Origin of the sequence: Rhodococcus koreensis, from assembly GCF_017068375.1 — a bacterium.
In the GTDB taxonomy this organism is placed as follows: Bacteria; Actinomycetota; Actinomycetes; order Mycobacteriales; family Mycobacteriaceae; genus Rhodococcus_F; species Rhodococcus_F koreensis.
Genome location: NZ_CP070609.1, coordinates 2178707 through 2203390, shown reverse-complemented (window position 1 = coordinate 2203390; position 24684 = coordinate 2178707). Strand labels below are relative to the sequence as shown.

Annotated in this window: 27 protein-coding genes and 4 tRNA genes; 25 read left to right on the top strand and 6 right to left on the bottom strand. The window is 66.9% G+C overall.

Going from position 1 to position 24684, the window contains the following annotated elements:
* Nucleotides 1-5: 5 nt before the first annotated feature.
* Nucleotides 6-899: a 1,4-dihydroxy-2-naphthoyl-CoA synthase gene (locus JWS14_RS10240; RefSeq protein ID WP_072939980.1), complete on the bottom strand. Its 894-nt coding sequence runs from the start codon at nt 897-899 to the stop codon at nt 6-8.
* 73 nt (nt 900-972) lie between these two features.
* On the opposite strand from JWS14_RS10240, the gene JWS14_RS10235 reads away from it, so the two are divergent.
* From JWS14_RS10235 to JWS14_RS10225, 3 genes are read left to right on the top strand one after another with little or no spacing between them, the layout of a single operon-like run.
* Complete coding sequence (locus JWS14_RS10235; RefSeq protein ID WP_072939983.1) at nt 973-1626, top strand: PaaI family thioesterase; 654 nt, start codon at nt 973-975, stop codon at nt 1624-1626.
* A gap of 3 nt (nt 1627-1629) precedes the next feature.
* Entirely contained in the window at nt 1630-2631 is a 1002-nt protein-coding gene (locus JWS14_RS10230; protein ID WP_095862571.1) for an o-succinylbenzoate synthase, read from the top strand.
* Nucleotides 2632-2676: 45 nt separating this feature from the next.
* Nucleotides 2677-3123: a DUF6918 family protein gene (locus JWS14_RS10225; protein ID WP_095862572.1), complete on the top strand. Its 447-nt coding sequence runs from the start codon at nt 2677-2679 to the stop codon at nt 3121-3123.
* A gap of 54 nt (nt 3124-3177) precedes the next feature.
* Here JWS14_RS10225 and JWS14_RS10220 read toward each other — a convergent pair whose 3' ends face one another.
* Nucleotides 3178-4005 (bottom strand): siderophore-interacting protein, encoded by an 828-nt coding sequence (locus tag JWS14_RS10220; protein WP_095862573.1) that lies wholly within the window; start codon nt 4003-4005, stop codon nt 3178-3180.
* A 60-nt stretch (nt 4006-4065) separates the two neighbouring features.
* Complete coding sequence (locus tag JWS14_RS10215; protein WP_072939994.1) at nt 4066-4662, bottom strand: flavin reductase family protein; 597 nt, start codon at nt 4660-4662, stop codon at nt 4066-4068.
* A 93-nt stretch (nt 4663-4755) separates the two neighbouring features.
* Between JWS14_RS10215 and menD the strand changes: the two genes are divergently transcribed.
* From menD to JWS14_RS10190, 5 genes are all read left to right on the top strand, one after another.
* On the top strand, nt 4756-6378 hold the full coding sequence (menD, locus tag JWS14_RS10210; RefSeq protein WP_072939996.1) for a 2-succinyl-5-enolpyruvyl-6-hydroxy-3-cyclohexene-1-carboxylic-acid synthase: 1623 nt from the start codon (nt 4756-4758) through the stop codon (nt 6376-6378).
* On the top strand, nt 6375-6815 hold the full coding sequence (locus tag JWS14_RS10205; RefSeq protein WP_072939998.1) for a DUF3592 domain-containing protein: 441 nt from the start codon (nt 6375-6377) through the stop codon (nt 6813-6815). The genes menD and JWS14_RS10205 overlap by 4 nt, the downstream gene beginning before the upstream one ends.
* A 72-nt stretch (nt 6816-6887) precedes the next feature.
* Complete coding sequence (locus JWS14_RS10200) at nt 6888-8033, top strand: glycosyltransferase family 4 protein (RefSeq protein ID WP_206013061.1); 1146 nt, start codon at nt 6888-6890, stop codon at nt 8031-8033.
* A gap of 56 nt (nt 8034-8089) precedes the next feature.
* Nucleotides 8090-9466, top strand: coding sequence for an NAD-dependent succinate-semialdehyde dehydrogenase (locus JWS14_RS10195; protein ID WP_072940002.1), 1377 nt, complete (start codon nt 8090-8092; stop codon nt 9464-9466).
* A gap of 62 nt (nt 9467-9528) precedes the next feature.
* A complete protein-coding gene (locus JWS14_RS10190) occupies nt 9529-10227 on the top strand; it encodes a demethylmenaquinone methyltransferase (RefSeq protein ID WP_072940005.1) in 699 nt (232 codons plus the stop codon).
* Between the two features lie 3 nt (nt 10228-10230).
* On the opposite strand, the gene JWS14_RS10185 is transcribed toward JWS14_RS10190, so the two are convergent.
* Complete coding sequence (locus tag JWS14_RS10185) at nt 10231-11493, bottom strand: geranylgeranyl reductase family protein (protein WP_072940008.1); 1263 nt, start codon at nt 11491-11493, stop codon at nt 10231-10233.
* Between the two features lie 129 nt (nt 11494-11622).
* Here JWS14_RS10185 and JWS14_RS10180 point away from each other — a divergent pair, with 129 nt between their 5' ends.
* On the top strand, nt 11623-12678 hold the full coding sequence (locus JWS14_RS10180) for a polyprenyl synthetase family protein (protein ID WP_072940011.1): 1056 nt from the start codon (nt 11623-11625) through the stop codon (nt 12676-12678).
* Nucleotides 12679-12821: 143 nt separating this feature from the next.
* A complete protein-coding gene (htpX, locus tag JWS14_RS10175; protein ID WP_072940014.1) occupies nt 12822-13682 on the top strand; it encodes a zinc metalloprotease HtpX in 861 nt (286 codons plus the stop codon).
* A 68-nt stretch (nt 13683-13750) separates the two neighbouring features.
* Here the strand turns inward: htpX and JWS14_RS10170 are convergent, their stop codons facing one another.
* Nucleotides 13751-14242, bottom strand: a complete 492-nt coding sequence (locus JWS14_RS10170) for a YajQ family cyclic di-GMP-binding protein (protein WP_007298080.1) — start codon at nt 14240-14242, stop codon at nt 13751-13753.
* A gap of 199 nt (nt 14243-14441) precedes the next feature.
* Here JWS14_RS10170 and JWS14_RS10165 point away from each other — a divergent pair.
* From JWS14_RS10165 to rplA, 11 genes are all read left to right on the top strand, one after another.
* Nucleotides 14442-14524: transfer RNA gene (locus JWS14_RS10165), tRNA-Tyr, on the top strand.
* Nucleotides 14525-14762: 238 nt separating this feature from the next.
* Nucleotides 14763-14835, top strand: a tRNA-Thr gene (locus tag JWS14_RS10160).
* A gap of 45 nt (nt 14836-14880) precedes the next feature.
* A tRNA-Met gene (locus JWS14_RS10155) sits at nt 14881-14953 on the top strand.
* A 61-nt stretch (nt 14954-15014) separates the two neighbouring features.
* Entirely contained in the window at nt 15015-15182 is a 168-nt protein-coding gene (gene rpmG / locus JWS14_RS10150) for a 50S ribosomal protein L33 (protein WP_005252089.1), read from the top strand.
* An 88-nt stretch (nt 15183-15270) separates the two neighbouring features.
* Nucleotides 15271-15834, top strand: a complete 564-nt coding sequence (gene hadA / locus JWS14_RS10145; RefSeq protein WP_072940017.1) for a (3R)-hydroxyacyl-ACP dehydratase subunit HadA — start codon at nt 15271-15273, stop codon at nt 15832-15834.
* A complete protein-coding gene (gene hadB, locus JWS14_RS10140) occupies nt 15821-16246 on the top strand; it encodes a (3R)-hydroxyacyl-ACP dehydratase subunit HadB (RefSeq protein ID WP_005252091.1) in 426 nt (141 codons plus the stop codon). The genes hadA and hadB overlap by 14 nt, the downstream gene beginning before the upstream one ends.
* Before the next feature lie 184 nt (nt 16247-16430).
* A tRNA-Trp gene (locus JWS14_RS10135) sits at nt 16431-16503 on the top strand.
* Between the two features lie 31 nt (nt 16504-16534).
* Nucleotides 16535-16987, top strand: coding sequence for a preprotein translocase subunit SecE (secE, locus tag JWS14_RS10130; RefSeq protein WP_072940020.1), 453 nt, complete (start codon nt 16535-16537; stop codon nt 16985-16987).
* 58 nt (nt 16988-17045) lie between these two features.
* Nucleotides 17046-17933 carry a transcription termination/antitermination protein NusG gene (gene nusG, locus JWS14_RS10125; RefSeq protein WP_095862574.1) on the top strand — a complete coding sequence of 296 codons (888 nt, stop codon included), beginning with the start codon at nt 17046-17048 and terminating at the stop codon, nt 17931-17933.
* Nucleotides 17934-17992: 59 nt separating this feature from the next.
* Nucleotides 17993-18427 (top strand): 50S ribosomal protein L11, encoded by a 435-nt coding sequence (gene rplK, locus JWS14_RS10120; protein ID WP_005252095.1) that lies wholly within the window; start codon nt 17993-17995, stop codon nt 18425-18427.
* Nucleotides 18428-18584: 157 nt separating this feature from the next.
* Complete coding sequence (gene rplA / locus JWS14_RS10115; RefSeq protein ID WP_005252097.1) at nt 18585-19301, top strand: 50S ribosomal protein L1; 717 nt, start codon at nt 18585-18587, stop codon at nt 19299-19301.
* 66 nt (nt 19302-19367) lie between these two features.
* On the opposite strand, the gene JWS14_RS10110 is transcribed toward rplA, so the two are convergent.
* On the bottom strand, nt 19368-20987 hold the full coding sequence (locus tag JWS14_RS10110) for an MFS transporter (RefSeq protein WP_095862575.1): 1620 nt from the start codon (nt 20985-20987) through the stop codon (nt 19368-19370).
* Between the two features lie 463 nt (nt 20988-21450).
* Here JWS14_RS10110 and rplJ point away from each other — a divergent pair, with 463 nt between their 5' ends.
* From rplJ to JWS14_RS10090, 4 genes are all read left to right on the top strand, one after another.
* Entirely contained in the window at nt 21451-22011 is a 561-nt protein-coding gene (gene rplJ, locus JWS14_RS10105) for a 50S ribosomal protein L10 (RefSeq protein ID WP_005252102.1), read from the top strand.
* 78 nt (nt 22012-22089) lie between these two features.
* Entirely contained in the window at nt 22090-22476 is a 387-nt protein-coding gene (gene rplL, locus JWS14_RS10100) for a 50S ribosomal protein L7/L12 (RefSeq protein WP_005252104.1), read from the top strand.
* Between the two features lie 306 nt (nt 22477-22782).
* A complete protein-coding gene (locus tag JWS14_RS10095; RefSeq protein WP_072940034.1) occupies nt 22783-23877 on the top strand; it encodes an ABC transporter ATP-binding protein in 1095 nt (364 codons plus the stop codon).
* A gap of 9 nt (nt 23878-23886) precedes the next feature.
* The gene (locus JWS14_RS10090; RefSeq protein ID WP_005252107.1) at nt 23887-24681 is read left to right on the top strand and encodes an MlaE family ABC transporter permease; all 795 of its coding nucleotides are present in this window, start codon (nt 23887-23889) and stop codon (nt 24679-24681) included.
* Nucleotides 24682-24684: the final 3 nt, after the last annotated feature.

Here is a 24684-nt window from a genome sequence, read left to right as displayed (position 1 = left end):
TCGCGTCAGAAGTACCAGGGGTACGGCTTCCAGTCGGGTTCGCGCTTTTCGAGGAAGGAGTCGCGGCCCTCGACCGCCTCGTCGGTCATGTACGCCATTCGGGTTGCCTCGCCCGCGAACAATTGCTGCCCGACGAGGCCGTCGTCCTGCAGGTTGAACGCGTATTTGAGCATGCGCTGTGCCTGCGGGGACTTGCCGTTGATCTTGGTGGCCCAGTCGATCGCGACGTCCTCGAGTTCGGCATGATCGACGACCTTGTTGACGGCGCCCATCTGATGCATTTCCTCCGCGGTGTACGTCTCGCCGAGGAAGAAGATTTCGCGGGCGAACTTCTGGCCGACCATCTTGGCGAGGTAGGCGCTGCCGTAGCCGCCGTCGAAGCTGCCGACGTCGGCGTCGGTCTGCTTGAACCGGGCGTGTTCGCGGCTGGCGAGCGTCAGGTCGCACACGACGTGCAGGCTGTGACCGCCGCCCGCGGCCCAGCCGTTGACGAGGCAGATGACGACTTTCGGCATGAACCGGATCAGCCGCTGGACCTCGAGGATGTGGAGTCGTCCGGCGCGGGCCTTGTCGACGGTGTCCGCGGTTTCGCCTTCCGCATACTGGTATCCGCTGCGCCCGCGGATGCGCTGGTCGCCGCCGGAGCAGAACGCCCAGCCTTCGTCCTTGGGGCTCGGACCGTTGCCGGTGAGCAGCACGGCACCCACGTCGGACGTCATCCGGGCGTGGTCCAGCGCCCGGTACAACTCGTCGACGGTGTGCGGGCGGAAGGCGTTGCGTACTTCGGGACGGTCGAACGCCACCCGGACGATTCCCTGGGTGACATGCCGGTGGTACGTGATGTCGGTCAGGTTCTCGAAACCGGGAACCGGTCGCCAGTGCTGCGGGTTGAAAGTCACGGCTCCGAGGTTATCGGGTGCCGTTGGCGGGTGTCCGCGCGCGCAGGAGTTTGCCCGGGTTTACCGTGCAGGTATGAGCGAACAGGCTGCGGACGTCACCCGTCTCGATTACGACGGCGACGACGAGTACGAGCACCACGGCGGGTTCCCCAAGTACGAGCCGGTGACGCCCGGTCCCGACTGGGCCCGGTTCGTCGACGGAATGCGCACGCTGCAGGACCTCGCGGTGTCCGTGGACGCCCCGGACGACGTGCTCGCCGCGGCCGCGGACCAGGTGGAGAAACTGGCCGAACTGCTCGGGCCGCACGTCGCGCCCGAGGGGCGGTCGCCGGCGGGCCGCACGATCGAACTGCCCGGCAGGGGGAGTCTCCTTCTGCCGCCGTGGAACATCGAGAAGTTCGGGCCCGACGGGGTGCGAAGCACCGGAATGTTCCGCCGCTACCACCTCGGGGGGAACGGCGCCGCGCACGGCGGCACGCTGCCGCTGCTGTTCGACGACCTGATGGGCATGATCGTCCACGCGTACGGCCGGCCCATCAGCCGCACCGCGTACCTGCACGTCGACTACCGCGCGATCACACCGCTGAACACCACGCTCGCCATCGAAGGCAAGGTGGACCGCGTCGACGGGCGCAAGACTTACATCACCGCCCGGATGACACACGGTGAGACGCTCCTCGCCGAATGCGAGGCGCTCATGCTGGTGCTCCTGCCCGGGCAGCCCTGACCCGTGACGTCCCTGCCCTCCGTCGGGGAGGTTCTGGCCGACGCGGTCGTGGTGAGTCTGCCCATGCGCGTGCGGTTCCGCGGCATCACGACGCGAGAAGCATTGCTGCTGCGCGGTCCCGCGGGATGGGGCGAGTTCGCACCGTTTCCCGAATACGCGGACGACGAGGCGGCGCACTGGTTGCAGTCGGCGATCGAGGACGCCTGGCTCGGACCGCCGCCCGCGGTGCGAACGCGGGTACCGATCAACGCGACCGTCCCCGCCGTCGACGCCGCCCGGGTGCCCGACGTGCTCGCGCGGTACCCCGGTGCACGGACCGCGAAAGTGAAAGTGGCCGAGGGCGGTCAGACCCTCGACGACGACGTCGCGCGGGTGCGGGCGGTCCGCGCGCTCGTCCCGAACGTGCGCGTCGACGCCAACGGCGGCTGGTCGGTCGACGAGGCCGAGGCCGCGCTGCGGGCACTGACCGCCGACGGTCCGCTCGAATACGCCGAGCAGCCGTGCGCGAGCGTGCCCGAGTTGGTGGAGGTCCGCAGGCGGATGCCCGACGTGCGGGTGGCCGCCGACGAGAGCATCCGGCGGGCCGAGGATCCGCTGAAGGTCGTGCGGGCAGGCGGCGCGGACGTGGCCGTCGTGAAGGTCGCCCCGCTCGGCGGGATGCGGCGACTGCTGGCGCTCGCCGACGAGTTGTCCTCGCACGGTGTGCCGGTGGTCGTGTCGAGCGCCCTGGACACCGCCGTCGGCATCGCTGCCGGTGTCGCAGCCGCCGCGGCCCTCCCCGAATTGCAGTTCGCGTGCGGTCTCGGTACCGGGGGACTGTTCGAGGCGGACGTGGCCCGCGCCCGCGAACCCGTCGACGGTGAGCTCGCCGTCGAGGCGGTGGCACCCGACGTCGAACGCGTCACGGCTCTCGCCGCGTCCGCGGAGCGTTCACGCTGGTGGATCGAGCGGGCGCGCCGGTGCCATGGCCTGCTCGAACAACGCGGCGTCCGGTTTTTCGTATAGTGTCTGGCCGGACCTGATCGCTCAGTCAATACGGAGGCATTGAAAGTGGTTGCAGCTCTGAACGAAACCCTGCTCGACGAGTCGCGCGTTCCTGCGGTCATCGCAGACGTCCAGGCTCTCATCGACGCGGAGGTTTCGGACAAGTCGGGGGCCTCGGGACTGGCACTCAAGGGTGGATACGGCGCCGTCAAGAAGGTGGGACCGTCGATCGTGCCGGACGCCATCGAGGGTCTGCTGCCGGCGTTCGTCACCAAGCTCGAACCGTACTGGCAGTCGTTCACCGCCAGCGGTGAGGCCGGATTCTCCGAGTACCTGGTCGCGCGTAGCGACGAGGTCGCGGACTCGCTGCTCGGTGTGACCGACGAGCGCATCGAGGGCAGCGACCGCGGCGCTGTCAAGAAGGTGTACTCGTCGCTGCGCCCGTCGGCGAAGAAGAATGTGATCGAGGCACTTCCGCGTCTGGGCGCCCTCGTCCAGAAGCACGCCAACTGAGAACCCAGGTGAGTGGCAAAGCGTGCCCCGGCACTCTTTGCCACTCACCTGTGGTCAGTTGGCCGCGTGACCGAAGCGCCAATACCCGGTGAACGAAATGTTCGACTTCGGGATGCGGCGCTCGTTCACCAGGTGGCGCCGCAACGCCGTCGTCAGCTCGCTCTCGCCTGCAACGAACGTGTAGGAGGGCCCGGCGGGCAATTCCGCCTGCTTCACCGTGTTCAGTGCGAGCACCCCCGGGCGGGCGTCGGCGTCCTCGCGGACCAGCCAGTGCACGTTCACGCCGTCACCCACCGAAACGTCCTGAGCGTCTTCGGCATCGGGAATCTCGACGAACACCTCGGCCCGCAGGTCCTGTGGTGCCGAACGCAGGATCCCGACGATTGCGGGAAGCGCGCTCTCGTCCCCGACGAGCAGCTGCCACTCGGCGTCCGGAGTCGGGTTGTAGATCAGGCCCTCGTCGAGGATCGCCACCTCGTCACCGGCCGCCGCCGCGTTCGCCCACGCCGACGCGGGACCGAGGTCGCCGTGCGAGGCGAAGTCGATGTCGATCTCGGTGGTGTCGCCGAACGCTCCCGACCCTGCGACGCGGAGTTCGCGGACCGTGTAGTTGCGCACTACCGGCCGGGTGTCCTTGGACATCAGCTTGTACTGGGCGTACCAGAGGTTGCTCGCGCTGGTCGGTAGCCGCAGGGCGCTCTGACCCTGCTGGGGGATGAACATCCGGAACCACTGGTCGAAGCCCATGGGGCTGACGGAGTCGAGTTCCTCACCCGCGATGGTGACGCGGACGAAGTTCGGGCTGATCTGCTTGCCTGCGACCACTCGTGCGGACGCGATCCGGCGACTCTGAGGTTTGACGAACTTGCTGCGCTGGGCCATGTCGGTGGTAGCTCCCCCGGTTGCGGTGCGGTTATCAGGTAAGCCTAACCAATTGATCCGTCACTCGGGGCGGTGCGGGCGGTCCAGCATCACGACCCTCGGCGGCAGACCCCACTCATTGCGGCCGAGGCGGCTGAGCGGGGCGAGTTCGGTGAAGTCCGGAAGCCCGTCGTCGGCGAGCGCCTCGGGACGCACCGCGATCGTGACGACGTCGCCCATCACCACGAACGAGTCGCCGACCGGGGTCACCCCGTGCAGGGTGCATTCGATGGCGACCGGCGAACCCGCGACCCGGACCGGCCGGACCCGCTCGCTGGGCTCGGTCTCGATGCCCAGCGCGGCGAACTCGTCGACATCACTGCCGTAGGTGGCGGAACTGGCGTTGACGGCCGCCACCAGGGGCTCCGTCGCCAGGTTGATCACGAACTCACCCGTCGCCTCGATGTTCCGGAGGCTGTCCTTGCGGGTGACGGACGTGAACTGCACCACCGGCGGCTGCGTGCTGGACACCGAGAAGAAGCTGTAAGGGGCCAGGTTGGCCACCCCGTCCGCCGAGACCGTGGACACCCACGCGATCGGTCGCGGCACCACCGAGGCGGTCAGCACCTGGTAGATGCGGCGTGGAGGTAGCTCGGCGGGATCGAAGAGAGTGCGCATGCCCACATGGTGTCAGCGCCCGGAATGTGGCCGTGAACTCACCCGGCCAGGTCGCCGGACGGGGGTGCCGGAGTATCTGACACTCTTGATGGCGTGAACCCGTCCACTGCTCAAGCCACCGCGGTCGTCGACGAACTGGTCCGCGGGGGAGTACGCGAGGTCGTGCTCTGCCCGGGTTCGCGGAATGCGCCGCTGGCGTTCGCCCTGCAGGCCGCCGACCTCCAGGGCCGACTGCGTCTGCACATGCGCATCGACGAGCGCACCGCGGGATTCCTCGCGCTCGGCCTGGCCGTGGCAGGCAAGCGTCCCGTTCCGATCGTCATGACGTCCGGCACCGCGGTCGCCAATCTCGGTCCCGCCGTCCTCGAGGCCAACTACGCCCGGGTGCCGCTCGTGGTGCTCAGCGCCAACCGCCCGTACGAGATGCTCGGCACCGGCGCCAACCAGACCATCGAGCAACTCGGCCTGTTCGGAAGCCAGGTGCGCGCGACCGTCAGCCTCGGCCTGGCCGAGGACGACGCGCAGAACAGCCAGTGGCGTTCGGCGGTCTGCCGGGTCCTCGCCGCCGCGCGCGGCACGAGGTCGGGCAACGCCGGACCCGTGCACTTCGACATCCCGCTCCGGGAACCGCTCGTCCCCGACGTGCACGCGCAGGGCCCGGTCCCGCAGGGACGGCCGGGTGGGGCGGCGTGGACCACCACCCAGCACGCGACGCTCGACGTGGCGATGGACCTCGACATCACCGCGGACACCATCGTGATCTCCGGGCACGGATCGGCGCTTCGGCCGGAACTCGCCGGCCTTCCGACGGTCGCCGAGCCGACCGCGCCCCTGCACGGCATCCCGGTGCATCCGATGGCGCTGCCCCAGCTCAAGCCGCGGCAGGCCGTCATCACCGGACGCCCCACCCTGCACCGGTCCGTGTCGAAGGTCCTCGCCGATCCGGCGGTGGCCGTCTACGCGCTCACCACCGGCCCCCGCTGGCCCGACGTGTCCGGGAACGTGCTGGCCACCGGAACCCGCGCGGTGGTGACCGGTGAACCCGACCGGGCCTGGATCAACAGGTGCCGCACGCTGTCCGAACACACCGACAAGGCGGTGCGCGCGCAACTCGCCGCCCACCCGAAGGCGACGGGCCTCCATGTGGCGGCCGCCGTCATGGACGCCCTCACCGACGGCGACCAGTTGCTGCTCGGCGCGTCCAACCCTGTCCGGGACGCCGCACTGGTCAGCTATCCGGCGCCGAAGGTCCGGGTGCTGTCCAACCGGGGTGTCGCCGGGATCGACGGCACCGTGTCCGCCGCCGTCGGGGCGGCGCTCGCCTACGAGGAGGGACGCACGGTGGCCCTGCTCGGCGACCTCACGTTCCTGCACGACGCGTCCGGGCTGCTCATCGGCTCGGGCGAACCGCGGCCCCGGGACCTGACGATCGTCGTCGCCAACGACGACGGCGGTGGCATCTTCGAATTGCTCGAACAGGGCGATCCGCAGTACGCCGGGGTGTTCGAGCGGGTCTTCGGCACTCCGCACGGGATGGATCTCGCCGCACTCTGCGCCGCCTACCGGGTGGAGCATCACCTGGTGGGGGTGGGTGAGCTGTCGACGCGGCTGAGCACGCCCGACGCGCCCGGCGACCGCGGAATCCGGGTGCTCGAGGTGACCACCGAACGTTCCGGGCTGCGCGAACTGCACGCCGCGGTGCGGGCACAACTGTGAATGCGCGGGTGACGCGGCGGGTCCGGCGCGGGGTGCTGGTGGCGGCGATCGGCATCTCGATCCTGGCCGTGCTCCTCGTCCTCGCCGCCTGGCGCAACGACCACACCATTCAATCCGACCGCGGCGTGGCCACGGCGGAGGTGCTGTCGGCGGGATCGTTGCGGTCGGCCATCAGTTTCGTCACCCCGGACGGCGTGACGCACAACCCCGAACTCGGTGTGTTGTACCCGACCAACCTCACGGTGGGTCAGCGGATCGACGTCGAGTACGCGCGCAGCGACCCCGACCTGGTGCGCGTGTCCGGGCGCGACGCCAGCGTGGCCGTGATCCCCGCCGGTTCGCTGATCGTGGTGACGTGGCTGATCGCGGGACCGGTGCTCTGGTATCTCCGGCGCCGCGAGATCTCGGCGGAGTCCGCGCCGGCAGTGTCATCCTGAATTTCCCGGAACTTCGCGCGACAGTCACGTCGATCTCGCTGCTGTGACCACGAGCACTGCCACGCTGAGCGCGTGAGAGTAGCCATCGTCGCGGAATCGTTTCTTCCCAACATGAACGGTGTGACCAACTCGGTGCTGCGGGTTCTCGACCATCTGCAGCGCACCGGACACCAGGCGATGGTCGTCGCCCCGGACACGGTCGGATCGCAGGCACCGGCGCCGACCGAACACGACGGTGTGCCCGTCCACCGGGTGCCCGCGGTGATGGTCCCCAAGGTCAGTTCGCTCCCGGTGGGTCTGCCGCAGCCCGGACTCACCGCCGCGCTGCGGTCGTTCGACCCCGACGTCGTGCACCTGGCGTCGCCGTTCCTCCTCGGGGCGGGCGGGCTCGGTGCGGCGCACCGGCTCGACGTCCCCACGGTCGCGGTGTACCAGACGGACGTGGCGGGGTTCGCCGAAAGCTACGGCCTCGGCATCACCAGCCGGGCGGCGTGGGCCTGGACGCGGCGCATCCACCGGGGCTGCACGCGCACCCTCGCGCCGTCCACGTCGGCGGTCGAGGCCCTGGCCGAGCAGCGGATTCCGAGGGTCCACCGCTGGGCGCGCGGTGTGGAGACCACTCGATTCGCGCCGTCCCGCCGCAGCACCGGACTGCGGGACTCCTGGCTGGGCGGCTCCGACCGGCTGGTCGTCGGTTTCGTGGGCAGGCTCGCACCCGAGAAGCACGTCGAGCGGCTGGCCGCGCTGGCGGGCGACCAGCGGGTCCGGCTGGTGATCGTCGGCGACGGTCCCGAGCGGAGCCGCTTGCAGCGGTTGATGCCCGACGCGGTCTTCACCGGCCAACTCGGTGGTGCGGAGCTCGCCGAGGCGTACGCGAGCCTGGACGTCTTCGTCCATCCCGGCGAGCACGAGACGTTCTGCCAGGCGGTGCAGGAAGCGCTCTCCAGCGGGGTGCCGGTGATCGGACCGGACGCCGGTGGACCCCGCGATCTGGTCGCGCACTGCCGCAACGGCTATCTGCTGCCGGTCGACCGGTTCGGCGAACTGCTGCCGAGTGCCGTCGACGCGCTGCGGGACCGTCGCATGCGGGCCCGCTTCGGGGAGGCCGCCCGGCAGTCGGTGCTGCACCGCACGTGGCCCGCGATCTGCGACGAGCTGCTGGGCCACTATGTGGCGGTCGCAGGCGGTCAGGGCTTTCGCGAAACCCGAGCCGCCTGACCGGCGGCTCGGCGTCGGCGGGGAATTCGAGCGACCGGCTCGTCGTTGCCCGGGGTATGGCGAAGTACAAGACTGTCAATCCCGCGACCGGTGAAACCGTCCGGGAATTCGAGACCTTGGACGATGTGGGAGTGGAGTCGGCGCTCGCACGCGCCCACAGCGGATACCTGAGCTGGCGGACGACCCCCGCCGAGGAACGAGCCCGCATTCTGGGCCGGACCGCGGACCTCTACGCCGAGCGCGAGGACGAACTGGCGCGGATGATCGCGCTCGAGATGGGCAAGCCCGTCCGGGAGGCCAAAGGCGAGGTCAAACTCTCCTCGGCGATCTACCGCTACTACGCCGACAACGGCCCCGCACTGCTGGAGGCGGAACGGCTCGACGTGCCCGGCGCCGACGAATCCGTGGTCTACCGCAGGCCGATCGGTGCGCTCGTCGGTGTGATGCCGTGGAACTACCCGTACTACCAGGTCGCGCGCTTCGCGGCACCGAACCTCGTGCTAGGCAACACCGTGCTGCTCAAGCACGCCCCGAACTGTCCGCAGTCGGCGCTGCTGATGGAGGAGATCTTCCGGCAGGCCGGCCTCCCGGAGGACGCGTACGTCAACGTGTTCGCCACCAACGAGCAGATCGCCGACATGATCGCGGATCCGCGCGTCCAGGGCGTCTCCCTCACCGGCAGTGAACGGGCCGGGATCAGCGTCGCCGAGACGGCGGGCCGCAACCTCAAGAAGGTCGTCCTCGAACTCGGCGGTTCCGACGTGTTCGTCGTCCTCGACACCGAGGACATGGACGCCACCGTCAAGACGGCGACCCGGGCCCGCCTGTCCAACGCCGGCCAGGCCTGCAACTCGCCGAAGCGGTTCATCGTGACGGAACCGAACTACGACGAGTTCGTCGCGAAACTCGCCGAGTCGTTCAAGGCCACACCGACGGGCGATCCGCTCGACGCCAAGACCGTCCTCGGGCCGCTGTCCTCGCAGACCGCCGCGGATTCCCTGATCGAGCAGATCGAGGACGCCGTCGCCAAGGGCGCGACGCTCCTCGCGGGCGGGAAGAAGATCGACGGTCCCGGCTCGTACGTCGAACCGACGCTGCTCGTCGACGTGACCCCCGAGATGCGCGCATACAGCGAGGAACTGTTCGGGCCGGTCGGCGTCGTCTACAAGGTAGCCACCGCCGACGAGGCCGTCGAACTCGCCAACTCCTCCGCCTACGGTCTCAGCGGTTCGGTGTGGAGCAGCGACCTCGACGGTGCCCGCGAGGTGGCCGACCGGCTCGACGTCGGGATGGCGTACGTCAACGAGCACGGCACGACGCTCCCCGGTTTGCCGTTCGGCGGCGTCAAACGCTCCGGCGTCGGCCGTGAACTCGGTCCGTGGGGGATGGACGAGTTCGTCAACAAGAAGCTGGTCCGCGTCTCGAAGAAGTGACCGCCGCGCCACCGTGCCCGGCGCCGACGCCGGCGCCGGGCACGGTTGGTAGCGTTTCGGGCGTGGCAACTACACACGGTTCGCGGGCGTCGCTCGAAAAGGATCCGCACGAGGTCGCGTCGATGTTCGACGGCGTCGCGAAGCGCTACGACCTCACCAACACGATCCTCTCGTTCGGCCAGGACCGCAGTTGGCGCAAGGCGACGCGTTCGGCCCTGGCACTGAAGCCGGGGGAGCGGGTTCTCGACCTCGCCGCCGGGACCGGCGTGTCCACCGTCGAACTCGGACGGTCGGGCGCCTGGTGTGTGGCCACCGATTTCTCCAAGGGGATGCTGCAGGCAGGCAGCGGCCGCCAGGTGCCGATGGTCGCGGGCGACGCGATGCACCTGCCCTACGCCGACGCCGTGTTCGACGCCGCCACCATCTCCTTCGGGCTGCGCAACGTCTCCGACTTCGACGCCGGCCTCCGCGAGATCGCCCGGGTCACCAAACCGGGTGGGCGTCTCGTGGTGAGCGAGTTCTCGACGCCGGTGTTCGGGCCCTTCCGCACGGTCTACATGGAGTACCTGATGAAGGCGCTGCCGCGGGTCGCGCGCGCCGTCAGCAGCAACCCCGACGCCTACGTGTACCTCGCCGAGTCCATCCGCGCCTGGCCCACCCAGCAGGAACTCGCGCTGCGCATCGAGGCGGCCGGCTGGCGGAACGTGCAGTGGCGCAACCTCACCGGCGGCGTGGTCGCCCTGCACCGCGCCACGCGCTGACCGTCAGCCGAACAGCGGTCGCGAGTCGACCTTCTGCGACACCAGGCCGGATGCCCGCCACGCGCGGGCGGTGAGGTCGCTGTCCTCCTCGGTGACGAGGTTGCCCATCACACGCACCGCGACGGTCATCAGCGCGCGGGACCGCATCGCCACCGGGCCGGACGCGGGCAGGACCCGGGGCACGGTCAGGAGTCCGGCGAGTCGCCGGGCCACGGAGAACGCCCGGCCGTACCGCTCCCTCAGGATCGACGGCCACAGCTGGGTCAGGTCGTCGGCGTCGAGGATCTCCGCGACGAGGCGCCCGCCTTCGAGCCCGTAGTCGATGCCCTCGCCGTTCAGCGGATTCACACACGCGGCCGCGTCGCCGATGATCGCCCAGTTCCGGCCTGCGATGTGCGACACCGCACCTCCCATCGGCAGCAACGCCGACGCGACGGCCCGCAACTCCCCGTCCCAGTTCCACTCTTCGCGGCGCTGCGCCGTGTACAGGTCCAGGAGGGGGCGTAGCGCGCCCGGGGCCGGACGTTTGGCGGTGGCCAGGGTGCCGACGCCGATGTTCACCTCGCCGGTGCCCAGGGGGAACACCCAGCCGTAGCCCGACTGCAGCGTCCCGGCGGCGTCCCGCAGTTCGAGGTGGGACGTGATCCACGGGTCGGCGCTGCGGTCGGTGGCGATGTAGGCGCGCGCGGCCACACCGTACGCCGTGTCCCGGTGCCATTCGCGACCCAGCTGCTTGCCGAGGGTCGACCGGACGCCGTCGGCGACGATCAGCGTCCGGCAGCCGACGGTGTGGGTCCCGTCGGACGTTTTCAGGGTCACCGCCGTCACCCGGTCACCGCCGCGTTCGACGCCGATCGCCTTGGCGCCCTGCACCATGACGGCGCCGGCGTCGACGGCGGTCGCGCGGATCCGGTCGTCCAGCTCGGTGCGGGCCACGGCGCTGCCGACGGCCGGGAACGACCTGCCCGGCCACTCGAGTTCGAGCTCCTGCCCGAACCCGCTGAGCCTCAGCCCGCGATTGGTGCCCTTCGACCGCACCCAGTCGCCGAGGCCGAGATGGTCGAGCTCGGCGACAGCGCGGGGGGTGAGTCCGTCGCCACACGTCTTGTCGCGGGGAAACACCGCCGCGTCGGCGAGGACCACGTCGCGTCCCGCGCGTGCCGCCCAGGCGGCGGCCGAGGACCCGGCCGGACCAGCACCGATGACGAGGACGTCGGTGGCGGTGGGAAGCGGGGATCCCGCGGGCGACTGTTCTGCTGCGACCACGCCTACATCCTGTCAGGCTCCGCTACACGACCGCGGCGAGGCCGACGGGCGGCGGAACCGCTAGGTTCACTACCGTGGTAGCCGAGCCGCCACCGACGGCGCGGAGCCGCGCCGTCACTGACGACAGGAATGGGTACTGAGAACGTGAGCACCGAGGGCGCAGCACACACCGCTGCCGACGCTGTAGTGGGCACTACGGTCGCCGGGATCGATCTCGGCGACCCGCAGCTCGCCGCCACGGTCCGTGAAGGACTGAAGCAAGTCGAGGAACTGCTGGTCAGTGAACTCTCCGACGGGGAGGATTTCCTGACGGAGGCGGCATTGCATCTCGCGAAGGCGGGAGGCAAGCGTTTCCGCCCCCTCTTCACGGTGCTCACCGCCCAGCTCGGACCGAAGGCCTCCGACCCGTCGGTGGTCACGGCGGCCACCGTCGTCGAACTGGTCCACCTCGCCACCCTGTACCACGACGACGTGATGGACGAGGCCACGATGCGCCGCGGTGCGCCCAGCGCGAACTCGCGGTGGGGCAACAGCGTCGCCATCCTCGCCGGCGACTACCTGTTCGCCCACGCGTCGCGTCTCGTGTCGACCCTCGGCCCCGAGGCGGTGCGCATCATCGCCGAGACGTTCGCCGAACTCGTGACGGGCCAGATGCGCGAGACGATCGGGCTCCGCGGCGAGCAGGATCCGGTCGAGCACTACCTCAAGGTGGTCTGGGAGAAGACCGGTTCGCTGATCGCGGCGTGCGGGCGCTTCGGCGGCACGTTCTCCGGTGCGGACGCCGATCACGTGAAGCGGCTCGAACGGCTCGGTGACGCCGTGGGCACCGCCTTCCAGATCTCCGACGACATCATCGACATCTCGTCGGTCTCGGCACAGTCCGGCAAGACCCCCGGAACCGACCTGCGCGAGGGCGTGCACACGCTGCCCGTCCTGTACGCGCTGCGCGACGAGGGTCCCGAGGCCGACCGCCTGCGCGTGCTCCTCGACGGCCCCGTCACCAACGACGACGACGTCGCGGAGGCGCTCGCCCTCCTCGAACGCTCACCCGGCATGGCGGCCGCCAAGGCGAAGCTCGAGGAGTTCGCGGTCCAGGCCCGCGCCCAGCTCGCCGAACTGCCGCAGGGCCCCGCCAACGACGCCCTCGTGAAGCTCGTCGATTACACGATCGAGCGCGTCGGCTGAGCCGTATCGTCAGTACCCGGACTCGTCTTCACCCGATCTCGTTCGCCGAACGGGAACCGTCCCGCCACCGTGTTTCGTTGAATGATCAAGATCTCGAAACTCGGACGACCGTGATCGGGTGACAACGACAAGGAAGGCGTGACGTGCGCTACGCAAACGGGGCGAAGACTCTGGTTCTGTTGGTCGGCATGTCGGCGCTGATCGTGTTCATCGGCGCCCTGTTCCGCAACCCGACCATCCTGCTGCTGGCCATCGTGTTCGCAGTCGGCATGAACGCGTACGTGTTCTTCAACAGCGACAAGATGGCGCTCAAGGCCATGCATGCCCAGCCGATCACCGAGGTGCAGGCACCGGTCATCTACCGCATCGTCCGGGAACTGGCGACCACCGCGCACCAGCCGATGCCGCGGCTCTACATCAGCCCCACCAGCGCGCCCAACGCGTTCGCCACCGGGCGCAGCCCCCGTCACGCGGCGGTCTGCTGCACCAGCGGCATCCTGCAGATCCTCGACGAGCGGGAGCTCCGGGCCGTGCTCGGGCACGAGCTGTCGCACGTCTACAACCGCGACATCCTGATCTCGTCGGTCGCAGGCGCGATGGCGGCCGTCGTGTCGGGACTCGCGAACTTCGCCATGTTCGCCAACATGTTCGGCGGCCGCGGCGGGGGACAGGGCGCGAACCCGATCGCGCTGCTCCTGGTGTCGCTGCTGGGGCCCATCGCCGCGACCGTCGTCAAGCTCGCGGTGTCGCGGTCCCGGGAGTTCCAGGCCGACCAGTCGGGCGCCGAACTCACGGGCGACCCTCTGGCGCTGGCGTCGGCGCTACGGAAGCTGGAGCGTGGCACGCAGGCCGCGCCTCTGCCGCCGGAGCCTCAGCTCGCCGCGCAGTCGCACCTGATGATCGCCAACCCGTTCCGCACCGGCGAGAAGATGAGCCGGATGTTCTCCACCCACCCGCCGATGGCCGAGCGGATCGAGCGCCTCGAGCGCATGGCAGGCAGGTAGGCGGCTTCGCCGCCCGTGCGTGGTCGACGAGTGCAGGGACTCGTCAACCACGCACGGGCGCGCAGCGCCTACCGGTAGTTCACGAACTGCAGCGCGATCCCGAAGTCCTCACCCTTCAGCAGGGAGATGACGGCCTGCAGGTCGTCGCGCTTCTTGCTGCTCACGCGCAGCTCGTCACCCTGGATCTGCGCCTTGACGCCCTTGGGGCCCTCGTCGCGGATCTTCTTGGTGATCTTCTTGGCGTTCTCCGTGGTGATGCCCTGGACGAGGCTGCCGGACAGCTTGTAGATCTTCCCGGACTGCGCCGGCTCGCCCGCGTCGAACGCCTTCAGAGAGATGTCACGCCGGATCAGCTTCTCCTTGAAGACGTCCAGGGCGGCGAGCAGTCGCTCCTCCGTGTCGGCCGTCAGGGTGATGGTTTCCTCGCCGGACCATTCGATCGATGCTCCCGTGTTCCGGAAGTCGAACCGGGTCGACAGTTCCTTGCCGGCCTGATGCAGGGCGTTGTCCACCTCTTGACGCTCGACCTTGCTCACCACATCGAAGGACGAATCAGCCACTTCACACTCCCGGTTTCGTCTAGTTCTCCCCGCCGCGACCCGGCCGGGGACCCGCCGAATGCCGGCGAGCAGATTCGACGCTATCGGTTCGCAACCGCCCGTATCCACCCGGTTTGCAAAACGGGGGGCCGTTCGTTGTATTCTTCTTTCCGCAGCGGAGAGCGATTTCCCACAGATTTCGCGCTCCTCGTGCAACCCCGGCAGATTGCCCGAGCGGCCAATGGGAGCGGACTGTAAATCCGTCGGCTTATGCCTACGTAGGTTCGAATCCTACATCTGCCACACACAGAACCCCGGTGAGCGACAGCTCACCGGGGTTCTGTCGTTCGTGGGTGAGGCCGGGCCGTTCGTGGGTGAGACGGGGTGCCGGGCCCGCCGACCCGGCCCGGACCGGGCCGGAGACGCGTAGTGTCGGGTGCAGCGACTTACGAAAGCCGCTGACCAGCCAATTTGTTTCTGGTCGGAACTTCTGTGTAATCTCGTCAAGGCTTCAGCGCGCAGCGATGTGCGAGCGAAGCACGCCCCCTTAGCTCAGTCGGCAGAGCGTTTCCATGGTAAGGAAAAGGTCAACGGTTCGATTCCGTTAGGGGGCTCGCTGGATTGAAGTGGAGCGCCTGGTGCGCGACACTCGACACCGAGGCGGTGTAGCTCAGTTGGTAGAGCAAACGACTCATAATCGTTGCGTCGCCGGTTCAAGTCCGGTCACCGCTACACAATATGCATGATCCACCCTGATTGTTCGTAATCAGATTCACCCGAAAGAAGGCATCCCGTGGCCTCCTCGACTGACGTTCGGCCCAAGATCACTTTGGCCTGCGAGGTATGCAAGCACCGCAACTACATCACCAAGAAGAATCGGCGTAACGACCCCGATCGCCTGGAGATCAAGAAGTTCTGCCCGAACTGCGGAACTCACCAGTCACATCGCGAGTCCAAGTAACACGGTCCGGACAAGGGCTGCGTTCGCGAAGGGAGTCCTCTAGGCTGCCCTCACGCGCTGACGTCAAGGGTAGAAGAGGTTCTTTCGCGTGACTGACACTGTGACAGAGACAGAGGCCTACGCGCCCGCGGCTGTTCCTGCTGATCCTGCCGCGCACGCACTGGCGATGGTCGGGCACCACTACCGCGTCGACGACTTCTACGAGGTCGGACGCGAGAAGGTGCGCGAGTACGCGCGTGCCGTGCAGGACTGGCACCCCGCTCACCACGACGAGGAAGCCGCCAAGGGCCTCGGCTACGACGGTCTCCTCGCTCCTCTGACGTTCATCTCGCTCGTCGGCATCATCGCTCAGGGACGCCTCTTCAAGGAGATCGTCACCGGCTACGACCCGAGTCAGATCCTCCAGACCGACCAGCGGCTCGAATTCCACAAGCCGATCAAGGTCGGCGACCGACTGGTCTGTGACGTCTACCTGGAGTCGTTCCGTCAGATGGGTGGCAGCGACATCATCGTCACCAAGAACATCGTCACCGATCAGTACGACGAACTCGTCCAGACCACGTGGACGACGCTGGTCGCGCGTACCGGTGGCGAGGTCGACGAGAACATCGCTCACGCAGTCAAGGACGTGATCATGCATGGCGCTTCGTAAGTTCGAGGACGTCTCGGTGGGTGAGGAACTCCCCGAGCGCATCGTGAAGCTCACGCGTGGCGACCTCGTCAACTACGCGGGCGTGTCCGGCGATCCGAATCCGATCCACTGGAGCGACGAGGTCGTCAAGCTCGCCGGCCTGGACAACGTGATCGCGCACGGAATGCTCACCATGGGTCTCGGCGGCGGTTTCGTCACGTCCTGGCTCGGCGATCCGGGTGCGGTCAAGGAATACAACGTTCGTTTCACGAGCTCGGTCTACGTCCGTGAGGACGAGGCCGCGCAGGTCGAGTACACCGGTAAGGTGAAGTCGCTCGACGAAGAAAGCAAGACAGCAGTAGTCGCGATCGTGGCGCGTTCCGAGGGGAAGAAGATCTTCGGTCGCGCCACCGCAACGGTCCGTCTGGCCTGACAGCCGGGTGGATTGGGTTTGTTCCGGGGCTTTGAAGTACACTGAGATTTCTGGGATTACTCAGCGCTGCGCGCTGCCCTACGGTGCTGTACGGCCGGCAAGGGTGGCGCGCGTGTCATGTAATCACAGAGAGGTCGGTCAAGAATTGGTCCGAGGCTAGATTCGGACCAGCTCTCCCGACCAAAGGGGCGTAGCTCAACTGGCAGAGCAGCGGTCTCCAAAACCGCAGGTTGCAGGTTCAAGTCCTGTCGCCCCTGCCCCCGGATGCCAGCGACTGAGAGGAACGACGTGAGCGAGGAGCGCGCCAAGCGCGACGGCGACACTTCAGGGTCCACGCGCCCGGACGGTGCCGACGACACCGCGGCCGACGCCACCACCACGCGTTCCGCCACTCCCTCGGGAAAGCCCAGCGGTAAGCGCCAGGGCCGTCGTTCTCCGGCAGGCACCGAGGTCGCCGCGAGTTCCGTGAAGGCACCGGAACAGTCGAAGTCGGACACGACCACCAAGGTCAAGCCGGCGAAGAAGGATCGCGCCGACAAGCCGCGCAAGGAAAACATCTTCAAGCGCCTGCGCCGGTTCTTCCGCGAGGTCATCGCCGAGCTGCGCAAGGTCATCTGGCCCAATCGCAAGCAGATGATCACCTACACCAGCGTCGTCCTGGCATTCGTGGTGTTCATGGTGACGTTCATCGGCGTGTTGGATCTGGCGGTCATCAAGGGCGTCACCTGGTTGTTCGGTTGACGGAATCCGCCCCGGTGGATCCGAAGTATGTGAGTGACGAGAGGAAGCGAGTGCCCCAGTGAGCACCCCCGAGAACGACACGAATGAGGCCTTGGCCGAAGAGCGTGTTTCTGCCGAGGCGGCAGCCGAAGTGGATGTCGAGGCTGCCGACGAGGGCACCGAAGCCGCGGAATTCTTCGGTGACGACGTCGCCGACGACGCCCCGGCCGACGAGATCATCGAGGACGAGGCTGAAGCCGAGGACGAGGCAGAAGCCGACGAGGAAGCTGTCGCCGACGAGGAGGCCGTGACCGCCGAAGAGGCTGTGACCGCCGAAGAGCCCGAGGATCCCGTTGCGGAACTCAAGGCCGCGCTGCGTCGCGCACCCGGTGACTGGTACGTCATTCACTCCTACGCGGGCTACGAGAACAAGGTCAAGGCCAACCTCGAGACCCGTGTCCAGAACCTCGACGTCGGCGACTACATCTTCCAGGTGGAAGTTCCCACCGAAGAGGTCACCGAGATCAAGAACGGACAGCGCAAGCAGGTCAACCGCAAGGTTCTGCCCGGCTACATCCTGGTCCGCATGGATCTCAACGACGAGTCCTGGGGAGCTGTGCGCAACACGCCCGGCGTCACCGGATTCGTCGGTGCGACGTCGCGTCCGTCCCCGCTGACCCTCAACGAGGTGACCAAGTTCCTGCTCCCGCAGCAGGAGCAGAAGAAGCAGGCTGCCGCGGCAACCGTGTCGGCCGGCGAGACCGGCGGAGAGAGCTTCGCGAAACCGCTCATCGAGGTCGACTTCGAGGTCGGCGAGTCGGTCACCGTCATGGACGGCCCGTTCGCCACGCTGCCCGCCAGCATCAGCGAGGTCAACGCCGAGCAGCAGAAGCTCAAGGTCCTCGTCTCGATCTTCGGTCGCGAGACTCCGGTCGAGTTGTCCTTCACGCAGGTCGCGAAGATCTAGCGGCACATACTTGCACTGCAGTAGCAAGAAACACACCCAGCAAGAATTAGGAAAACGAGATGCCCCCCAAGAAGAAGAAGCTCGCAGGGCTCATCAAGCTTCAGATCCAGGCCGGTCAGGCTAACCCTGCACCGCCCGTGGGTCCCGCGCTTGGTCAGCACGGCGTGAACATCATGGAGTTCTGCAAGGCCTACAACGCGGCGACTGAGTCCCAGCGCGGCAACGTGGTGCCGGTCGAGATCTCGGTCTACGAAGACCGGACCTTCGATTTCAAGCTGAAGACCCCTCCGGCTGCCAAGCTGCTGCTCAAGGCTGCTGGCGTGCAGAAGGGCTCCGGCGAGCCGCACAAGACCAAGGTCGCTTCCGTGACCATGGATCAGGTGCGCGAAATCGCGAAGACCAAGCAGGAAGACCTCAACGCGAACGACATCGAGCAGGCCGCGAAGATCATCGCCGGCACCGCACGCTCGATGGGTATCACGGTCGACGGTTGAGTCAGCCCTGATCGATCGACGGTACCGCCGTCGAAGATCGATTGACGGCACCGCCGTCGAAGAAAGCGTGGGAGGGCCGGCCAGGCCCAGACCACTACTGAACCATTCACCACCGCAGACAAGACACACACTGCGGTGAGAAGTTAGGACAGAAGAAATGGCAAAGCGCAGCAAGGCGTATCTCGCCGCCGCTGAGAAGATCGACTTCGACAAGCTGTACAGCCCGCTGCAGGCTGCGAAGCTGGCGAAGGAGACGTCGTCGAGCAAGATGGACGCGACCGTCGAGGTTGCAGTTCGTCTGGGCGTCGACCCCCGCAAGGCGGACCAGATGGTTCGCGGCACGGTCAACCTGCCGCACGGCACCGGTAAGACCGCCCGCGTCATCGTGTTCGCAGTCGGAGAGAAGGCTGCCGAGGCCGAGGCAGCTGGAGCCGACGCCGTCGGCGCCGAGGACCTCATCGAGCGGATCCAGGGTGGATGGCTCGATTTCGACGCCGCCATCGCGACTCCCGATCAGATGGCCAAGGTCGGCCGCATCGCCCGCGTCCTCGGACCGCGTGGCCTGATGCCGAACCCGAAGACCGGCACCGTGACGGCTGACGTCACGAAGGCCGTCGCGGACATCAAGGGCGGAAAGATCAACTTCCGCGTCGACAAGCAGGCCAACCTGCACTTCGTGATCGGCAAGGCATCGTTCGACGACGCCAAGCTGGTGGAGAACTACGGCGCCGCGCTGGACGAGATCCTGCGTGCGAAGCCGTCCTCCGCGAAGGGCCGCTACGTCAAGAAGGTCACCGTTTCGACCACCACCGGCCCGGGCATCCCGGTGGACCCGAACCGCACCCGCAACCTTCTCGAGGATGCCGACGCGTAAGTCTCGCTACACACAGTTCGGCCGGTACGGAAATCTTCCGTACCGGCCGAACTGCTTTTTCCGGGTTCAGTTCTCGTCGGCGGTCTCCGGTTCGGTCTTCTTCCGCCACGCCAGCATCACGGAGTCCGTGCGGGCCGGCACCCAGGGCATGAAGATCGCGACGACGACCGCGCAGACCACGACGGCGCCCGCCGCGACGAGCGATGCGGTGTGCGAACCCTGCAGGACCGTTGTCTTCATGGTGAGGATGAGATTCTCACGCTGCTGCTCGAGGAACGGCGGGATCTCGCGCTTGCGGATCTCGAGCACACTCAGGACCGTGGCGCCGGCGAAACCTTTCTCGTCGTCGTTCATCAATGCGGCCGGAATGCGGTCGAGCAGTGGACTCATCGTCGTCGCGTAGTACGACGCGACGATCGATCCGAGCACGGCGACCCCGAGCGTTCCTCCGATTTCCCTGGTCGTGTCGTTCACGGCCGACCCCGCTCCGGCCTCGTCGAGTGGCAGCGACGCCATGATCGACTCGGTTGCCGGTCCCTGCACGATGGCCAGGCCCAGCGCCATCGACACCATCGACGGGAGCACGTCCGTCAGGTAACTGCTGTCGACGGCAACCTGGCCCCCGAGGTACAGGCCGACCCCGGTCAGGAGGAGACCGAACACGATCACCGGGGTGGTCCCGACCCGCTGCGCCAGCAGTGTGGCGATCGGGGCGCCGACCGCCACCGACACCGCGAACGGCAGCGAGGCGACACCGAACTCGAACGGCGTGTACTCGCGGACACCCTGGAAGTACTGCGTGATGAGGAACAGGAAACCGAACATCGAGAAGTACCCGATGGCGATCGCGAGGGCGGGCAGGGAGAACCGTCGGTTGCGGAACAGTCGCAGGTCGAGGACGGGGTGGTCGGTGCGCAACTCCCAGAAGACGAATCCGGTCAGTACCGCGATCGAGAGCGCGACGGCGCCGACGGTGACGGCCGACGTCCACCCGTGGTGAGGGGCTTCGATGATCGCCCACACGAGGACGGTGATGCCGGTGATCGAGGCTGCGATGCCGAGGAGGTCCATGCGCCCGATGACGGAGGCACGCGATTCCGGCACCAACATGAGCGTCGCAATCGCCGCGACTACGGCGATCGGCACATTGATCCAGAAGACGGAGTGCCAGCTGAAGTGCTCGAGCAGCCACCCACCGGCCATCGGGCCGATGGCGATCGCGAATCCGGCCATCGCGGTCCAGGCGGCGATGGCCAGCGCTCGTTCCCGCACGTCGGTGAAGATGTTGATGACGAGGGCGAGGGTCGCGGGGAAGACGGCGGCGGCGAAGACACCCATCGCGGCGCGGGCCGCGATGACCTGGCCCAGACTCTCGGCGTTGGCGCCCGCGATCGACATGACGGCGACGCCGATCAGGCCGATGACCATGACGCGTCGACGCCCATAGCGGTCGCCGAGGTTGCCGAACGCCAGGAGCAGCCCGGCGAACGTCAGTGTGTAGGCGTCGACGACCCATTGCAGGCCGCTGACGCTGGTACGGAGTTCGACGCCGATCGAGGGGAGAGCGACGTTGACGATGGTGTTGTCGAGCACGACCAGCAGTTCGGCCAGGCAGATCACGGCGAGCGCGAGGAAGCGGCGCGTCCGGGACCCGGCCACGACGGCTCGGGCTTCGAGGATTGTCATGAGAAAAAGCTAGCTCATACATGTTACGTGACGTAACAGGTAATTGATCCCAACTTCGGTCTGATGGGTCACAGCCCCGTCCGAAAGGTGACGCCGGTCACGTCTCTACGTCAGGGTCCGGCCGCGATTTGGCGGTTGAGCAGGACATGCCGTAATCTGACCTGCGGAGTTCGATGCACTATTCGAGCTTCACCCCAAATCATGTTCTACCCAAGACCGTTGGTGATCGCTCCCGCAAGGGTGTGATTGAAAGTCCGGGAATGTCCGGCGGCCCACGCAGGAGGACGAGGTAGGGGGATGCGTTTCGGTTGTGGGTTCGCGCCCTGGCCGAATGGCTTCCTTTCACGCCCCGTGTGCCCTGCACCGGGGCGTTTTGCATGTCGTGGATTGTGTGCTCCGGGATACCCGGCGGTGCGCAGCGGTTCCGAAGTGGGATAACGACTGTCATGAGAGGAGGCGAAGTATGGCAAAGCCTGAGAAGGTTTCCGCAGTTGCGGAGATCACCGAGCAGTTCAAGGGTTCGACCGCTGCTGTGATCACGGAATACCGTGGTCTGACGGTGGGCAACATCACGACACTGCGACGCGCTCTCGGAGAAGGTGCCACCTACTCCGTCGCCAAGAACACCCTGGTCAAGCGTGCCGCTGCTGAGGCGGGCGTCGAGGGCCTTGATGACCTTTTCGTCGGTCCGACCGCCATTGCATTCATCAAGGGCGAGCCCGTCGATGCTGCGAAGGCTCTGAAGAACTTCGCTAAGGACAACAAGGCGCTCATCATCAAGGGCGGCTACATGGACGGCGCTGCGCTGTCCGTGGACGAGGTCAACAAGATCGCGGACCTCGAGTCCCGCGAGATCCTGTTGGCCAAGCTTGCCGGCGCGATGAAGGGCAACTTGGCAAAGGCCGCAGGCCTGTTCAACGCTCCTGCTTCGCAGGTGGCCCGTCTGGCCGCTGCTCTGCAGGAAAAGAAGGCCGCAGAAGGCGGAGCTGCCGAAGCTCCCGCCGAGGCTGCAGCCGAAAGCTGATCCGCACCCGCGCATCACTGCTATAACCCCGCCCGGTCGCGGATCAGCGACATGGGACTTACAGGAAGGACCGCCACAATGGCGAAGCTCAGCACCGAAGAGTTGTTGGACCAGTTCAAGGAGCTCACCCTCCTCGAGCTCTCGGAGTTCGTGAAGGCATTCGAGGAGACCTTCGAGGTCACCGCCGCTGCCCCGGTCGCCGTTGCCGCTGCAGGCGGAGCACCGGCTGCCGCCGAGGCTGCTGAGGAGCAGGACGAGTTCGACGTCGTCCTCGAGTCGGCCGGCGACAAGAAGATCCAGGTCATCAAGGTCGTCCGCGAGGTCGTTTCCGGCCTCGGCCTGAAGGAAGCCAAGGACCTCGTCGAGGGTGCTCCGAAGGCCATCCTGGAGAAGGTTGCCAAGGACGCGGCCGACGCCGCCAAGGAGAAGCTCGAGGCTGCCGGCGCGAAGATCACCGTCAAGTAAGACGGTCTCTCACCCGCGCTGCTCACCGAGCAGACGAAGAGGGCCACTCCCCATCCGTGGGGAGTGGCCCTCTTTTTTGCGTCCTCGGGGGGCTTCGGAGTGTCGAGATTCCTGACCGAAAGCGGGACGCGCGATCAAAAATTTCGCTACCGTTATCCCAGTTCAGACGCGTTGTTTTGCATAGTGAGACCCGCAGTTGGCATGCTTCCTTACTCATGAGTAGCATCCCTTGTCACAGGTAACACGTCGATGCGATAGAGTGACCCAACCCACACGGGGTGAGTGCATCGAACGGTCGCGGAGGTAATGGTGGGAGTCGAGGTATCCGTCGAGGGACTGACCAAGTCCTTCGGCTCGCAGAGGATCTGGCAGGACGTCACGTTGACCCTTCCGGCCGGTGAGGTCAGTGCGTTGCTCGGGCCGTCGGGCACGGGTAAATCGGTGTTCCTGAAGTCGCTGATCGGTCTGCTCCGTCCGGAGCAGGGGTCGATCGTCATCGACGGCACCAACATTCTCGAGTGCTCCTCGAAGGAGCTGTACGAGATCCGGAAGTTGTTCGGGGTGCTGTTCCAGGACGGTGCGCTGTTCGGGTCGATGAACCTGTTCGACAACGTGGCGTTCCCGTTGCGCGAGCACACGAAGAAGTCCGAGTCCGAGATCCGCAAGATCGTGATGGAGAAGATGGAACTCGTCGGCCTGCTCGGGGCCGAGGACAAGCTGCCCGGCGAGATCTCCGGTGGTATGCGCAAGCGTGCCGGGCTGGCGCGGGCGCTGGTGCTGGATCCGCAGATCATTCTCGTCGACGAGCCGGACTCGGGTCTGGATCCGGTGCGCACCACCTACATTTCGCAGACGTTGATCGACATCAACGCGGAGATCGATGCGACGATTCTGATCGTGTCGCACAACATCAATCTGGCTCGGACGGTGCCGGACAACATCGGGATGTTGTTCCGCCGGCATCTGGTGATGTTCGGTCCGCGGGAGGTGCTGCTCACCAGCGAGGAGCCGGTGGTCAAGCAGTTCCTGAACGGCACGATGATCGGTCCGATCGGGATGTCGGAGGAGAAGGACGAGGCGCAGATGGCGCAGGAGCAGGCGATGGTCGATGCCGGTCACCATGCCGGTGGTGTCGACGACGTCGAGGGGATCGTACCGCAGATGAAGGCGACGCCGGGGATGCCGTTCCGGCAGGCCGTGGCCCGTCGTCAGGAACGGGTCCGGCACATCATGCACACCCTGCCCGAGAACGCGCAGATCGCGATCCAGGAAAGCCTCGACGAGACCTCCGGCGGAAACGGCGGCGGCGGTTACGACTACGCATACAGCCAGGAAGACACACAGGTCATCCCCGCATACCGGGGCGAAGGATACGAAAACACCACTCACGGGCAAGGGTAGGCATATCGGATGGGGGTTACCCGCAGCTCGGTCTTGCGGCCGGTCAACGGTGCGCTGACGCAGGCCGGAAACATCGTCGAGCTCTTCGTCGACGTCGCACGAAACACGTTCAAACGGCCATTCCAGTTCCGCGAGTTCATCGAACAGGCCTGGTTCATCGCCAGCGTGACGATCCTGCCCACGGCCATGGTCGCGATTCCGTTCGGCGCAGTGGTGTCACTGCAGACCGGATCGCTCATCAAACAGCTCGGTGCAGAGTCGTTCACGGGAGCGGCCAGCGTGCTCGCCGTCATCCAGCAGGGGTCCCCGCTGGTGACGGCACTACTGGTGGCCGGAGCTGCGGGCTCGGCTGTAACGGCGGATCTCGGCGCGCGGACGATCCGCGAAGAGATCGACGCCATGGAAGTGCTCGGCATCAACCCGATTCAGCGACTCGTCGTGCCCCGGGTGCTCGCCATGGTGCTCGTCGCGATCCTGCTCAACGGCCTGGTGTCGGTCGTCGGCATCGCGGGTGGCTACTTCTTCAACGTCATTCTCCAAGGGGGTAATCCCGGTGCGTACCTGGCATCGTTCTCGGCCTTCGCGCAGCTTCCCGACATCTGGGTCGGCGAGCTCAAGGCGGCCGTCTTCGGTGTCATCGCCGGTGTCATCGCCGCGTACAAGGGGCTCCATCCGAAGGGTGGACCCAAGGGCGTCGGTGACGCGGTGAACCAGTCGGTGGTGATCACGTTCCTGCTGTTGTTCTTCGCGAACCTGATCCTGACCATGGTGTACCTGCAGATCGTTCCGGCGAAGGGATCGTGACCC

Coding starts and splice junctions, on each gene's coding strand:
- JWS14_RS10235 (WP_072939983.1), top strand. CDS start 973: ATGAGCGAACAGGCTGCGGACGTCACCCGTCTCGATTACGACGGCGAC.
- JWS14_RS10220 (WP_095862573.1), bottom strand. CDS start 4,005: ATGGCCCAGCGCAGCAAGTTCGTCAAACCTCAGAGTCGCCGGATCGCG.
- JWS14_RS10215 (WP_072939994.1), bottom strand. CDS start 4,662: ATGCGCACTCTCTTCGATCCCGCCGAGCTACCTCCACGCCGCATCTAC.
- JWS14_RS10195 (WP_072940002.1), top strand. CDS start 8,090: ATGGCGAAGTACAAGACTGTCAATCCCGCGACCGGTGAAACCGTCCGG.
- JWS14_RS10180 (WP_072940011.1), top strand. CDS start 11,623: ATGGGTACTGAGAACGTGAGCACCGAGGGCGCAGCACACACCGCTGCC.
- hadB (WP_005252091.1), top strand. CDS start 15,821: ATGGCGCTTCGTAAGTTCGAGGACGTCTCGGTGGGTGAGGAACTCCCC.
- rplK (WP_005252095.1), top strand. CDS start 17,993: ATGCCCCCCAAGAAGAAGAAGCTCGCAGGGCTCATCAAGCTTCAGATC.
- rplA (WP_005252097.1), top strand. CDS start 18,585: ATGGCAAAGCGCAGCAAGGCGTATCTCGCCGCCGCTGAGAAGATCGAC.
- JWS14_RS10110 (WP_095862575.1), bottom strand. CDS start 20,987: ATGACAATCCTCGAAGCCCGAGCCGTCGTGGCCGGGTCCCGGACGCGC.
- rplJ (WP_005252102.1), top strand. CDS start 21,451: ATGGCAAAGCCTGAGAAGGTTTCCGCAGTTGCGGAGATCACCGAGCAG.
- rplL (WP_005252104.1), top strand. CDS start 22,090: ATGGCGAAGCTCAGCACCGAAGAGTTGTTGGACCAGTTCAAGGAGCTC.
- JWS14_RS10095 (WP_072940034.1), top strand. CDS start 22,783: ATGGTGGGAGTCGAGGTATCCGTCGAGGGACTGACCAAGTCCTTCGGC.
- JWS14_RS10090 (WP_005252107.1), top strand. CDS start 23,887: ATGGGGGTTACCCGCAGCTCGGTCTTGCGGCCGGTCAACGGTGCGCTG.